The sequence below is a fragment of the Clostridium sp. AF17-21AC genome, from assembly GCF_003461365.1.
GTDB classification, from domain to species: Bacteria; Bacillota; Clostridia; order Lachnospirales; family Lachnospiraceae; genus Coprococcus; species Coprococcus ammoniilyticus.
The window spans coordinates 39,291-53,438 of sequence record NZ_QTWY01000002.1 but is presented as its reverse complement, the minus strand read 5'-3'; the positions used below and the strand labels follow the sequence as shown (position 1 = coordinate 53,438).

Annotated in this window: 11 protein-coding genes; 1 reads left to right on the top strand and 10 read right to left on the bottom strand. The window is 39.6% G+C overall.

What is annotated here, in order from left to right; genetic code table 11:
- Positions 1-31 precede the first annotated feature (31 nt).
- From DWW85_RS03100 to DWW85_RS03075, 6 genes are all read right to left on the bottom strand, one after another.
- Complete coding sequence (locus tag DWW85_RS03100; RefSeq protein WP_118662769.1) at positions 32-3,853, bottom strand: EAL domain-containing protein; 3,822 nt, start codon at positions 3,851-3,853, stop codon at positions 32-34.
- Between the two features lie 54 nt (positions 3,854-3,907).
- Positions 3,908-4,819 carry a dihydroorotate dehydrogenase gene (locus DWW85_RS03095; protein WP_117807485.1) on the bottom strand — a complete coding sequence of 304 codons (912 nt, stop codon included), beginning with the start codon at positions 4,817-4,819 and terminating at the stop codon, positions 3,908-3,910.
- Positions 4,819-5,583 carry a dihydroorotate dehydrogenase electron transfer subunit gene (locus DWW85_RS03090; protein WP_117807484.1) on the bottom strand — a complete coding sequence of 255 codons (765 nt, stop codon included), beginning with the start codon at positions 5,581-5,583 and terminating at the stop codon, positions 4,819-4,821. The genes DWW85_RS03095 and DWW85_RS03090 overlap by 1 nt, the downstream gene beginning before the upstream one ends.
- Before the next feature lie 99 nt (positions 5,584-5,682).
- Positions 5,683-6,603, bottom strand: a complete 921-nt coding sequence (gene pyrF, locus DWW85_RS03085) for an orotidine-5'-phosphate decarboxylase (protein WP_008400628.1) — start codon at positions 6,601-6,603, stop codon at positions 5,683-5,685.
- A 26-nt stretch (positions 6,604-6,629) separates the two neighbouring features.
- Complete coding sequence (locus DWW85_RS03080) at positions 6,630-7,505, bottom strand: chorismate mutase (RefSeq protein ID WP_242996009.1); 876 nt, start codon at positions 7,503-7,505, stop codon at positions 6,630-6,632.
- A gap of 83 nt (positions 7,506-7,588) precedes the next feature.
- The gene (locus DWW85_RS03075) at positions 7,589-8,281 is read right to left on the bottom strand and encodes a VanZ family protein (RefSeq protein ID WP_117807482.1); all 693 of its coding nucleotides are present in this window, start codon (positions 8,279-8,281) and stop codon (positions 7,589-7,591) included.
- A 302-nt stretch (positions 8,282-8,583) separates the two neighbouring features.
- On the opposite strand from DWW85_RS03075, the gene DWW85_RS03070 reads away from it, so the two are divergent.
- Complete coding sequence (locus tag DWW85_RS03070; RefSeq protein ID WP_117807481.1) at positions 8,584-9,459, top strand: DUF6709 family protein; 876 nt, start codon at positions 8,584-8,586, stop codon at positions 9,457-9,459.
- 115 nt (positions 9,460-9,574) lie between these two features.
- On the opposite strand, the gene DWW85_RS03065 is transcribed toward DWW85_RS03070, so the two are convergent.
- The 4 genes from DWW85_RS03065 to DWW85_RS03050 form a co-directional block, all read right to left on the bottom strand.
- Positions 9,575-10,117 carry an NADH peroxidase gene (locus tag DWW85_RS03065; protein WP_117807480.1) on the bottom strand — a complete coding sequence of 181 codons (543 nt, stop codon included), beginning with the start codon at positions 10,115-10,117 and terminating at the stop codon, positions 9,575-9,577.
- 177 nt (positions 10,118-10,294) lie between these two features.
- On the bottom strand, positions 10,295-11,158 hold the full coding sequence (locus DWW85_RS03060; RefSeq protein ID WP_117807479.1) for a DegV family protein: 864 nt from the start codon (positions 11,156-11,158) through the stop codon (positions 10,295-10,297).
- A gap of 178 nt (positions 11,159-11,336) precedes the next feature.
- A complete protein-coding gene (locus DWW85_RS03055) occupies positions 11,337-12,008 on the bottom strand; it encodes a hypothetical protein (protein WP_117807478.1) in 672 nt (223 codons plus the stop codon).
- Positions 12,009-12,151: 143 nt separating this feature from the next.
- Positions 12,152-14,023 (bottom strand): DUF4173 domain-containing protein, encoded by a 1,872-nt coding sequence (locus tag DWW85_RS03050; protein ID WP_181986489.1) that lies wholly within the window; start codon positions 14,021-14,023, stop codon positions 12,152-12,154.
- Positions 14,024-14,148: the final 125 nt, after the last annotated feature.

Sequence of the window (14,148 nt, the reverse complement as noted above, 5' to 3'; positions counted from 1 at the left end):
ACAGTCGATATCACTGTAGGGAGTTTTTTATTTATTCATCACGCTTCATATAGACCTGCTCGAAGGATTCAATATTCACAGGCTTACTATACAGATAGCCCTGAATATGGTTGCATCCCATTTCCTTCAGGTATTCTGCCTGTTCCTTGGTCTCTACTCCTTCCGCTATACATTCCACTCCAAGATCTGTGCACATCTCAACCAGATGTCTTAGAATCGTTCTGCTGGCTATATTCTTGTCTATATTATAAACCATACTCCGATCCAGCTTGATCACATCAAACTTCATAGAAGAAAGAATCGATACATTGGAATATTTTGTTCCAAAGTCATCCATGGCAATCCTGAAACCTGCAGTATGCAGTTTATTTGCAATTCTGGTAACCATCTCATGTTCCATCTCACCAACAGACTCTGTAATCTCGATCTCGATCATATCCTTTGGAACTCCATAAGATTCAACAATCGCATTGATACGCTCCGGCATATCTTCTTCCAACAGAGATATTCTGGAAAAATTACAGGAGACCGGGATCAGATTATACCCTTCTTTTTTCCAACGTATAAGCATTTTACATACATTTTCAAGCACAAAGAGATCCATATACTTTATATTTCTGCTTTTTTCCAGACGATCGATCACATTTGCGAGGTTATCCGGTTTGGCATATCTCACCAGTGCTTCTGCACCATAACAACGACCATTCGAATAGTCCACCTTCGGCTGTAAATACACAAAGAACATTCCGTCTTTAATGTCTTTTTTTACAAGCTCTCTCGTTAATGTACTCCATTTATAAGAATGTTCATCCTTCTGATCGTACCACTTCTGTTTCTCCATATAGAGCATATCATACGCATGGTTTTCCATCCGCTTGATATCTTTCTCATAATCATCCCATACATATCCGATACATGCCGTAAAATCGCCAATCTTAAGCTGACCTTTCAATGCACGAACCTGATCCAGGAAATCACACTGTGAAATATTCTCACAAATTACAGCAAAATCGTCATCCCCAATCCGATAAATACAGGATTTCGGAAATACCTTATCTAACAGTCTGTAATAATCAATCATCAGATTATCAACAAAGGACTGTCCAAATTCATCAAATATATTACGCACTTCATTGATATCAATAATCACGATACCCACTGATTCCAGATTCTGTCTGCGGTTTATATAATCCATATAGCAGATACGATTATATGCTCCCGTTATACGATCATGCGTCACTTCATAATTTCGTTCTTCTGCAAGCGCCCGGCTGACAATATCATTTCCAATATACAAAGACAAAAGATTCATAAGCTTCAGGTCACCACTGTGAAGCTGCGGATTAAAGATAATGATCCTTCCAATAATCTCAGACTTATTGTCTTTGATCGGAACAGAATACATTGACCATATCCTGTTTTCCAAAAAAAACGAATACAGATCCGATGTTTTGTATGGGTAGTCCGAAATATGATTAATGATCAGTGCACCTTTTTTACTAGATATACTCTGCAGTTCTTTCCGGACAGTTTCTTTATAAAAGATCTCCAGTTTTTTCCCATACGAATTACTATTTGCTGATTTCCATTCATGACATTCATATAACTTATTGGAATCACATTCCACCAGACAAGCATGTTTTGCGCCATAATACTCTCCAAGTGTTTCTAACAGTTTGCTGTAATTTAAGGAATGCTCTACTCCTGTAGAAATCTGTGTAATACTGGATACCAACGCATCCTCAATATCATAACGGTTAGAAAGAACCTGTGTTACTTTATCGGCATCAGAAATATCAACAGCCATCTCCATACGACACTTTCTTCCATGCCAGTTTACAATCCTGTCTTTTAAAACATATTCTTTTCCGTTATTGAGATTCTTATGATGCGAGATAAAACTCTTCTCCGTTGATAACAGCTTATTCGTGCAGAAGCTGCACGGAAGATCCATACCCTGAAGCACCTTATAACAATGCTTGTCAATATAAGAAGTATCATCTTCATCCAGACCAACACCAAGCTTGGCTGCCTTATTCATATATTGCAGCTTATAAGAATTCATCTCCGTTACATATACAACATCTGAGATGTCATCCAACAGATAATCCTCTTCATCCGAATAACTGCTGAACTTGGAATTTAATACCGGTTTAGCCTCATCCATCTTCTCACAGAAAAGCATACAGCGGTCTTTGCCCTGCCGCTTGGAATAATATAACGCCTGATCTGCTTTATAATATAAAGAATCGAATTTTAATGACTTTGATATAGTATCAACTGCAATACCGATTGATGCCGAGTGCTCCGCCTTACATTTAATCGCACGAATTCCTTTATTAAGTGTCTTCGCAACCATGCATGCCGTATCTTCATCGACTATATCCGGAATAAACATAGAAAATTCATCTCCACCGAGACGACCACAAAATCCACCATATGTATTTGCAACACTCTCCAGAACAACTGCTGTGTCACACAACAAATCATCTCCGGCATAATGTCCCAATGCGTCATTTACTAATTTAAAATCATCCAGATCGATCATATAGAGTGCACACAGCGTCTCATCAAATTCCACAAGAAACCTGGATACTTTAGACACAAAGGTGCTATGATTATAAACCCCTGTAAGGGAATCACGTTCCGCACGCAGAATTAATTCCTGACTCTGCAGTTTCTCCTCATGAATCGAATACAACTTACCTACAATCTTTTTTACCACACCGTTTGTATCAGCAACACTGACAAGCATTGCACGATGCCAGAGATACATACCGTTACCGATAAAATCGACCCTGATTTCAACGGTTTCGGTATCCTTAACAGCTGTCAGTTCAGCCAATACGTCTGATACCTCTTTTTTGTCTTCCGAGTAGATCAACTGACACTGAGCAAGGTTTGCAATAAAATCTTTATCATCAAAAACCGTTACGGTTCTGCCATCCATATATTTAGATATAACCATGCTGTCATCTTCAACCGTATAGGTAAACAAGAGTTCATCACTTCCCTGCGCCACTAACTTCAACATCTCGGTCTGTGCACTCTTTTCCAGTTCTTCTTTCTTTTTATTCGTAATATCTACACAAACAGCGCATATGGAAAAAACGCTTTTTCTTGCTGCAAGGAGCGACAGGCATACCTGCACCCAATAATATGATTCCGGATTATTTTTATTAATAAAGCGATATTCACCAATTGTCATCTTATTTGACAACAAGGTCTCCTTAATCTGTCGTTTCAGTTCTTTCCGATCTTCTTCAAATGCCAGATTGATATATTCATTTCCTTCTGTACCAAGCTGACCTTTTTCCAGATTGAACATCTTATAAAAGCTCTCACTGATATATTCTACTGTAATTTTCTTATTTCCGATATCAAATACTCCGACACCACCCGCTAGATTATTGAGAATGGACTCCAGCATACGGTTCTTATCCGCTAATTCCATATTAAGTTCAGAATTAATATCAGTCAGATTTTCAAGCTGTTTCGACAGCTTCTTGGTATTTGTTATATCTGTAATAAGGATTTCTCCGCACATTTCTCCTTCTTCCGACTGAAATGCCCGCCCAAAACAGAATACATATATAACTTCACCATTTTTCTTTTTTAACCGATGTCCCAGATATGCTTCTCCCCGGCTCGTCATCTTTGTATAGATGATCTGTGTATAATCCTCCCAGTCTTCATCTAGCATAATATCCTTTACATGAAGCTGTAAGCGTTCTACATCTTCCGCAGAGTAACCTAGGATCTGTTCAAATCCCTCATCTACCTTTAGAATCCTCATATCTCTGATACGTGCCTGATATCTGGAATATATAATTTCTTCAAATTGTTTTTCCATAACCAACTAACTGCCTCCCCAATACATCCTGTAAAGCAGATAACCCAATATCTTTTATTTTACACACCCAATTAACTCATTTATATCATCAATCTGATTCTCGATCAGATATTTTTCAATTCCATCTGCAATCTCCACTGTTGCATATGGATTATTGAAGTTTGCTGTACCAACTGCGATTGCCGATGCACCTGCCAGAATCATTTCAAGAGCATCCTCAGTCGTAGCGATACCACCCATGCCTATGATCGGAAGCTTGACAGCATTTGCAACCTGATACACCATCCGTACTGCGATCGGATGGATCGCAGGACCTGATACACCGGCAGTCTTATTCTTTACAGCAAATGTACGACGCTTAACATCAATCTTCATGCCTGTAAGTGTATTAATAAGTGACAGTGCATCTGCTCCACCTGCTTCCGCAGCTCTTGCCATCTCAGTAATATCTGTAACATTCGGACTGAGCTTCATGATCACCGGCTGCTTTGCAACCTTCTTTACTGCCTGTGTTATATCATAAAGAGCTTCCGGCTTCTGACCAAATGCAATTCCTCCCTCTTTTACATTCGGGCAGGATACATTCATCTCAAGCATATCAATATCTGTATCTGCCAGCCGTTCTACGACATCTATATAATCTTCCTTTGACTTTCCGCATACATTTACGATCACTTTTGTATCATATTTTGCAAGGAACGGAAGATCTCTTTTTATAAAAGTATCAATACCCGGATTTTGAAGTCCGATGGCATTCATCATTCCGCCATATGTCTCTGCAATTCTGGGTGTCGGATTGCCCGGCCACGGAACATTTGCCACACCCTTTGTCGTAACTGCTCCCAGACGGTTCAGATCGACAAATTCCGAATACTCCATACCTGAACCAAATGTACCGGATGCAACTGTAATTGGATTCTTCCATTCTACTCCTGCGATGTTTACCGCCATATTTACTTTACTCATTACAGTTCCACCTCCTCAGCATAAAAGACAGGACCATCTGCACAAATCCTTGCATTGTGTACCTTTGAATGCTCATCCACATTCTTTGTCTGACAGACACAGGCAAGACAGGCGCCTACACCACATGCCATCTTTTCTTCCAATGAAATCTCACAACGGATATTCTGCTCTGCCGCATACTGTTTGATTCCCCGAAGCATCGGAGTCGGGCCACAGGCATATATGATATCACCGGTTACCGCACATGCTTTGATCGCATCTATTACATTTCCCTTTGTTCCATGCATTCCATCTTCGGAAGACAGATACACACTACCATATGGTTCAAATTCTTCATTTAAGAAAAGCTCATCCCGGTATCCAAGTACGATGGACTTCTCACAGTCCAGCTCTTTTGCGAGCTGCAGCATCGGTGGAATTCCGATTCCTCCACCGATCAGAATTGCTTTTCCAGACTCCTTCATAAAGCCATTTCCAAGCGGACCAAGAATATCAACCGTATCTCCTGCCTGTAATTTTGAGAACTCATTTGTTCCCTTTCCAGCGATACGATATACCAGACGAAGCGTACCTGCTTCTTTATCAATTCCACATAAACTGATCGGTCTTGGAAGCATGCGGCTTCCATCCTTTGAATATACAGAAACAAACTGACCTGCAACCGCCTGCGATACAATCTCCCCTGCTTTCAGGATCAGACTATATATATCTGTTGCTATACAGGTCTGGCTCACAACCTCTGCTGTTATCTTTACTTTTCCCATGTATCTATGTCCTCCCGTGATCTCTTGCATATGATCTGTACGCCTCCACTATCACCACGCATCGTGTACTGCATACTGTTTTTCTGATAAATCCGATATTTATAATACGCTGTTGATATCTTCGATCATATCAACAACAGCCTGACGGGAAGCATCTGCATAATTTGCTTCACCAAATGAAGCATATTTCTCCTGCTTGTATGCTGCAATGATCCCTCTGGATGAATTTACGATCGCACCAAGTCCGTCTTCATTGAAATAATGTACCAGATCAGCAGCCTTACCGCCCTGTGCTCCGTAGCCCGGAACAAGAATAAATGACTTCGGCATGATCTTACGAAGTACCTTACCCATCTCTGGATACGTTGCTCCTACAACAGCACCGACACTGCTGTAACCGCTCTCACCGATCGTATCTTTGCCCCATTCATTAACCATAGCGCCAACCAGCTCATATAACGGCTTACCATCGATCAGACGATCCTGGAATTCACCGGATGAAGGATTTGATGTCTTGACCAGTACAAAGATTCCCTTCTTCTCTTCCTTACATACATCTACAAAAGGCTTGATTCCATCGGTACCAAGATATGGATTTACAGTTGCAAAATCTTCACCAAATACGGAATATGTCTTACTTCCGACCGCAACCTTTCCAAGATGTCCGACTGCATATGCTGCAGATGTTGATCCGATATCGCCTCTTTTAATATCTGCGATCACAACCAGATCCTTTGACTTACAATAATCAACCGTCTTCTGGAATACCTTTAAGCCCTCGATACCAAACTGCTCATACATAGCAATCTGCGGCTTAACAGCAGGGATCAGATCATGAACTGCGTCCACAATACCCTTATTGTACTGCCAGATGGCTTCCGCTGCGCCCTCTAAAGTCTCACCATATTCATCAAATGCTGTCTTCTTTATATATTCCGGCACATAGGAAAGCATCGGATCCAGTCCAACAACGATCGGTGCCTTTGTCTCTTTGATTTTTTTTACTAATTTGTCTATCATGTCTTTTCTCCCTTATATATAAAAATTTATTGTTCACAATAATAGCTTCCAAGTATCTTAAATGTCTCTGTTTCATTTATCAACTGGAATACAAGTGCCTGGATCTCTTTCTGAAGCAGGTTTCCGTTTAACTCGACATAAAACCGATAATTCCATTCTCCTCCGCGGAACGGCACCGAATGGATCTCGGTCAGATTCACGCCATAATCGGATATCATCGATAATACACTCGCCAGACTTCCGCTCTTATTCTTGCATACAAATACGATCTTTAACCGGTTATGCTCCGGCAAAACTACCAGTTGTTTCCCGAATGTAACGACCTTCTTCCGGTGTCCCTCGTCCAACACCTCATCACACCTGTAAATATAGAGATCATTCATGGCAAGTGCTTCATGCAGGGAATCCGATACGCCATAGCTGATATCCTCAAATATACCCATTCCGGCATCTGCTTCATCCTTTCGGATCAGCTCCATGACCTGTTCATAATCACTGACCGTATTTACCAGATCTCTGGAATAGCCCTGACATATGTAAAGTTCATGCTTCAGCATGGCAAGCTTCTTTACCTTCGGTTCCTCCGTCACAAACGATACATTCAGACAATTACGAAGTTCTAATGTTCTCCCATACTGATACTTTCTGCTGACCTCCATAATACGCTTGATCAGTGCCGTATATTCTTTCTTGATGCTGTCGTCTACATCCCCGGTCAGCTTCGTTATGATCGCTTCTTCCCGATCCGGCTTATATATAGCATCCTCTGATTCCGCCTTTACCCTTGCGACTTGATCTGCAAGTATCATTCGTTCCTTAAACAGCGACTTGATCTGCTTATCAACCACGTCGATCTGCTTTCTAACTTCCTCTAATGTCATTTCTCCGGCTCCTTTTGGCATAACATATATTCATTAATATATCATTTTTTCAGCATGAAGTAAACCGCTGCACACGGAAATGATCGAAGTCCTGCGTCAGTTTTTCAAAACGGGACAAATAGCAGAGCGACAAATGCTGCAACCAACAGCACTCCCAAAAGTACTCCACAAATGATCTTCCATTTCGTATTCTTAGACAGAATCATACATATTAGAACAATCAACACTCCTGCCATATCGATCCCGACATCGATCATTTTTCCGCTCCTGCCCGGAACCAATAACTGATGCATCTCATCCGAACATGCATATAATAACGAAATTAAGACAGCTATGCTTCTGTTATAGAATCTGCTCTGGCTCATGGATATCTTCACCGTTGCCAGATATGAAAGTAAGAACAGGATCGCATATTCTGTCATATGTGCAGTCTTTCTTATAACAAGCTCCAGAATATCCTGTAGCTTCTGCATCTCCTGCGGTGAATCCTGCCGTACCTTTTCCAAGAGATTTGTTATAAACAAACTGATTTTCCCACTCTGTCCGGAGGATTCCTGTCCGGTCTTTCCTGACATATAGAATATAAATACCATCCATATGATAACCGGAATTATATAAAGAAACTTTTTTTTACTTTCTGCTGTATTCTGCTTTCTTTTTCCTGATGAGAACTTACTGTTTGCCGATCTGTCTGTATTTTTATTTGCTTTTCTATTTGTTGTTCTTGATCCGCCTGAAGTTTTAGCTTTATTTGCATTTGTGGATTTTTCTTTATTTGTTGAATTATTCTTCTGCATCTCTGTCTAAATCCTTTTCTGATATGTTCATTCGACTCATTCTTTATTCTTTTACCTTACTGTTCTTTCATCTTGCCATTTCTTCTCCCGTGTTTTTCTAAAATAATTTACTCTGGTCAAATTATCCAAAAAATAATATTCAAACATCCCGTATACCTTTATAATAGCTGCTTTTTTTCAGCAGATTTCACATTGTCGAAAAATGGCAGATTTGATAAAATTTCAAAAGAGCGTAACTTGTATTCTATTGTACTACAAAAAGAAGAGTTTTGCTCACAAAAACAAAAATGGGAGGACATTATATGTTTAACAAAAATAAGAGGACGAAGAAATTTTCCGATCTCCTGATTCCAGGCATTATATTGATAATCATCGGGATCGTATTTGCCTTTCAGGGAATCCGGGATTACAGCAAACTGAATGGGGATCTGCTCAATCTGAATACCGCATCTGAAAAGGATCTGGATGCCGGAAAATATGTAGAGATTGATGTTGACTATGCTTTTTATTCTTTCTGTGAGAATGTTGAAACTACAAATTATGTATTCAAAAGAACAACAGACCAGTATTATCTGATAAGTGCACTTAAAGACAACGAATACTACATTGGACTGAATATTGCTGAATCAAAAAAGTCTGAGCTTGAAGCTTTATCCGATTACACCTGGTCCCAGTCAGGTGCAGATCCGGGTACATTACACTACATCGGCAAATTATGCAAATCAGACAGTGAGATTATGGGATATATGAGAAATTATATCTACGATATGTATGAATCTGCCTATGATATCACTCTTACCTCCACAGAAAAAGCTACACTGGATTCTTATATGCTTCCATACTATATTAAGATCATGACAAAAGAGGGATGCCGTACATCTATCATTATTGGTCTTGTAGTTCTCGGTCTTGGTATCCTGCTCATTATATTAGGTATTATCCGTCACAAGAACACTGTATACGGTCCGGATATCCAGCCAGAACCATATACCGGTGCATATGGCAATCCAACAACTCCTGATATGAACACTAGCATGAATTCAGGCTATGCCGATCCCAATGCACAGGAGCCAACGACTCCATTTTCAGATAACAATACATCTGAAGCAACCACAAGCGGCTTAGATCCTGACACCTTTGATGACAATGGAACTTCATCTTTTAAATTAAAAGACTAACACAAAATCCGACTGATGGGAAATTCCTGTCAGCCGGATTTTTATTAGAGTGTATTATATATTTACTTCTTAATTATTGAGTTGTGCGGTTCTTGCACCATCATTCATAGAATGATTAACCGAAATATCTCTTTAAGAGACCTTCAAATGCCTTTCCATGTCTTGCCTCATCCCTTGCCATCTCATGAACAGTATCATGGATTGCATCCAGATTCAGTGCTTTTGCACGTTTTGCAAGATCTGTCTTACCGGCAGTTGCACCATGCTCTGCTTCTACTCTCATCTCAAGATTCTTCTTTGTTGAATCTGTAACTACTTCACCAAGAAGCTCTGCAAACTTAGCTGCATGCTCTGCTTCTTCATAAGCTGCTTTCTCCCAGTAGTTACCAATCTCAGGATAGCCTTCTCTGAATGCTACACGAGCCATTGCAAGGTACATACCAACTTCTGAACATTCGCCCTGGAAGTTTGCTCTTAAATCTTCCATGATATCTTCCGGTGCACCCTGTGCTACACCTACAACATGCTCAGATGCCCATGTCTTATCATCACCCTGTTTGATAAACTTCTCAGCAGGTGCCTTACATACAGGGCACTGTGCAGGAGCTTCTTCTCCTTCATATACATATCCACATACACTACATACAAACTTTGCCATAATTAAAATCTCCTTTGCTTTATGCTATTATTATTCTTATTGAGAAACGTTATCAATTTCTATGATTCTATTTTACACAATTTTTGATAAATGTCAATAGTTATTAGGAATGATTCTCAATTATTTTTTTATTTATTCAGCCTTTGACCTGTCTATCCTTATTCTGTAAGAAGCTATTTATCTGTGTTCTCCAAGGAAGAACAATGCCAGTGTTCCGGGACCTGAGTGTGCTCCGATCACCGGACCAACATAGGATATCGTGATCCTGTCATTTCCGAACCGCTCTTTAATAATGGAAGCAAGTTTCTCTGCATCTTCTATACAATCACCATGACTGATAAAAATATCCTGATCTTCCGGATGTACCGCCAGCTTCTCCATCCGGTTTGCAAGCTCTGTGATCGCTGCTTTTCTTCCTCTGACCTTACTTACATTGATCAGATGTCCCTCGTCATCCACATGCAGGATCGGCTTGATCGACAGCATTGTGCCAACTGTTGCTGTCACACCTGATATACGGCCTCCTCTTTTTAAGAAGAAAAGATCGTCTACTGTAAACCAATGGCATAGCTTTAACTTGATATCTTCTATATACTGTGCATTCTCCTTCAGACTTTTTCCTGCATCTTTTGCCTGACATGCCTTATATACCAGAAGTCCCTGTCCCATAGATGCCGCAAGGGTATCAACACTGATCATCTTTCGTTCCGGATACTCCTCCATCAATTCCTGACCGGCCATATACACGGTCTGATAAGTAGAACTAAGTCCGGATGAAAAGCCCAGATATAAGATATCTTTCTTCTGATTAAATAATGCTTCTATGGCCTCCGATGCCTGCGAGATATTTGCTGCAGAAGTCTTGATATTTGCCCCATTCCTTAATTTGCTATATACTTTCTCAATATCTGCCTGATCATTATGAAAACTTCCCTCGCCCTCAACAATAAAATCAAGCTGTAAGATCTCCAGTTGATATTTCTTCACGATATCATCCGGCAGATCACAGGATGAATCTGTCAATATAACATAATCATTCATTTTAACATCCTCCATTACCATTTTATGGCAAATATGGTTTTTAAAACCACATGATATATTTTACCAAATCGCTATGTAAAGTATACCACACCTTATAAACAGGCACAACAAAAAGGTGCTGACATATAATCTGTTCTGATATATATATCAACACCTTTTCATTAATTCTATGTTTTAATTATCTGTATGTTACCATTAAAGACTCTGTAAGTCCTGTACTCTTCTGGTACATAACAACGATCACATCTGAATATTTCTTACTTAATGTAATCTTCTTGGAATAACTGGATTTATTTACATTATAATATTTGCTTCCACCATTATATACGCTGACTGACTTAATGGTCCATCCCTTTTTAGCCTTTACGCTCAGTGTCTTCTTTGATACTTTCTTTGAAGTATAGGTGTAAGTATTCTTTGCAAAGCTTGATGTATAATTCTTGCTTCCAATCTTGATTGAACTTACAGGATTGGTATATTTCTTTACAGTAAATGTAGTTTTCAGCTTAACACCCTTTACTGTACATGTAATAGTTGCCTTACCAGCTTTCTTTCCATAGTCTACACGAATATATCCATCTTTGGCTGATACTTTCATGTTCTTGTTTGAACATTTTAACTTTTTGATCTGAGATGCCTTTGTACATCCCATGATACTGATAACACCGGATGCCTGAGTCACACGTCCCGGCTTATAGGAAACGACTCTGTCACTATACGGGTTAATATACACAGTCTTACTGGTTGCAGCGCTGACATCCTTCATGCTTGTTGCAGGTACTGCTAATAATGTGAATACCATTGCAAGGGCTAAAAATGCAGCTAATAATCTCTTTGTTGCTTTTTTCATTTTTCTACTACCTCCATAAAATCATCTTTTATCCGGCGGCATTCTGACCTCTCATCTGTATGCCCCAAATTTAGTTTTATTTTATACTATTTCCCATTTTTTTACAATAGGTGCAACGTATTTTAATCTTAATTTAACGCACTTTATTCTTCTTTCCCGTACCATTTAAAGAAACGTTTTGCATACTTCTCTGCCTTGTTCCTTGAAAAGTTAAATCCACGGATCGCACCTTTTTCTTTATAGGTATCCCGAATTCCATTAAAATACCATTCCATTCTGTTATACGAGAATCCCTTGATATCCTTATAATTATTATATTTGTTATAATAATCGTCGTATTGGTAGTTATCGTACTCGTAGTAATCATCATCCTGTCCCGTCATATAGTTATCTACAATGAACTCATATACTTCTTCCGCTCCATCTGCACCAAGTGACGTCACATACCGGAAATCCACATCCTTCGGATCCTGATTTTCCAGATTATATCTGGCAACCAGATAAGCCGGACGAAGGAACGATACGATGATATATACAGTAACGATCACAAACATCGAATAACGTACCAGAGGGAAATGGTCAATATAGATTCTGACGATCACTCCTGCAAGTACCACAGCAAGAACAGCCAGTGCTGCAAACACCAGTATTCTCATATAAGTAAGATCATATGCTTTGATATACATTGTCATACGAAGTGCCGAAGATGCGATCATCACGTAGGTACAGGCTGACATAATAGTCAGTACGATATTAAGCACTGTGCTTTTACGAAAGATTGCATGACAGATCAGCACCAGTATCACATTCAGCACCGATACGAACATAAGCTGGAAGAATCCCTGTCTGGCATATTCCGCATAAGTCATATCATCCGGCAGTGACATATTATTTGTAAACAGATATAGGATCTGGATCACTGAAAACAACAGATACACCAGGGTAAGCAGTCCCATTGCCGTGATCGCAATGATCGGTTCATGTGTTCCTTCTTTTGTCTGTCTGTGATATCTGCTTCCAAACGGTGCTGACACAATGATACCATATGTAAATAATAACGCCGCAAATGCAAATACAAGAAACCAGATTGCATCCCATGATAGGAAAATATTTCCAAGTAATGTTTCAACTGCATCTCCAAAGATCTGATCTGCACTGGAAAGCAGGCTGATCATTACGAACAGCAACGGAATCGCAACGACAACACCGATCAGAATATAGACAAATTTCGCACGTTTTCTTGCATTTTCATGTTCTCTGTTATATTGTCTGTAGTCTGAGAAAAAACGGTCAAAACAGGTAAACGGCTCTGCCATCTTCTCGATAACCGTAAGACCATATTCGACAAATCCCATGTTTTTAAGATCATCAAAATACCGGAGAAGCCCTGCACACACAAGGAATAAAATGCAAAGATGATCCAAAACGATCAAAAATGAATCATCGGTCCTGCAAACTGATACCCCAAGCAAAAGGATACCTGCATAATGCGGAATCAGCTTCGTCTGCTTTCCAAAAAGTTTCCCAAAAGATAACGATTCTCCGTCATTTACCGGCAGATTCTTCTCATGGCGCATGATACTGAAACTCATAAACAAAACGGTCATAACTGCCATGAATACAGCACAGATACTTGCATAATTCCGGTACATCAGCACACTGTAGATCATGGCATAACCAAACGCAAAACCGCCAAAAATCTCAAACCGTTCGGGCGATACCCCCGGTCTTGATCTTCTCGGCTTATAATCGTAATTTGACTGCCATCCAAAATTTGGCGGCACATTATTATAGTTTGATTGTCCTCCAAAATTCGGTGGTACATTATTATAGTTTGGCTGTCCTCCAAAGTTTGGTGGCACATTATTATAGTTTGGCTGTCCTCCAAAGTTTGGTGGCACATTATTATAGTTTGGCTGTCCTCCAAAGTTTGGTGGCACATTATTATAGTTTGGCGGTACATTATTATAATTCGGCTGTTCTCCAAAATTTGGCGGTGTATTATTTATATCCATATTAAGTAACCTCCCATTCCTTCCTGTAACAAAAAATCCTACATCCATAGTTTCATGTTACCTGTTTTTTGTCAAGTGAATATTTGTTAATATACTTATATAGCAAAAACGCCAACTCTCCTGAT

Bases quoted from the DNA above. Each gene is read 5' to 3' on its own strand.
- DWW85_RS03070 (WP_117807481.1), top strand. From the start codon at position 8,584: ATGTTTAACAAAAATAAGAGGACGAAGAAATTTTCCGATCTCCTGATT.
- DWW85_RS03100 (WP_118662769.1), bottom strand. From the start codon at position 3,853: ATGGAAAAACAATTTGAAGAAATTATATATTCCAGATATCAGGCACGT.
- DWW85_RS03095 (WP_117807485.1), bottom strand. From the start codon at position 4,819: ATGAGTAAAGTAAATATGGCGGTAAACATCGCAGGAGTAGAATGGAAG.
- DWW85_RS03050 (WP_181986489.1), bottom strand. From the start codon at position 14,023: ATGGATATAAATAATACACCGCCAAATTTTGGAGAACAGCCGAATTAT.
- DWW85_RS03080 (WP_242996009.1), bottom strand. From the start codon at position 7,505: ATGCCAAAAGGAGCCGGAGAAATGACATTAGAGGAAGTTAGAAAGCAG.
- DWW85_RS03075 (WP_117807482.1), bottom strand. From the start codon at position 8,281: ATGCAGAAGAATAATTCAACAAATAAAGAAAAATCCACAAATGCAAAT.
- DWW85_RS03065 (WP_117807480.1), bottom strand. From the start codon at position 10,117: ATGGCAAAGTTTGTATGTAGTGTATGTGGATATGTATATGAAGGAGAA.
- DWW85_RS03055 (WP_117807478.1), bottom strand. From the start codon at position 12,008: ATGAAAAAAGCAACAAAGAGATTATTAGCTGCATTTTTAGCCCTTGCA.
- DWW85_RS03090 (WP_117807484.1), bottom strand. From the start codon at position 5,583: ATGGGAAAAGTAAAGATAACAGCAGAGGTTGTGAGCCAGACCTGTATA.
- pyrF (WP_008400628.1), bottom strand. From the start codon at position 6,603: ATGATAGACAAATTAGTAAAAAAAATCAAAGAGACAAAGGCACCGATC.
- DWW85_RS03060 (WP_117807479.1), bottom strand. From the start codon at position 11,158: ATGAATGATTATGTTATATTGACAGATTCATCCTGTGATCTGCCGGAT.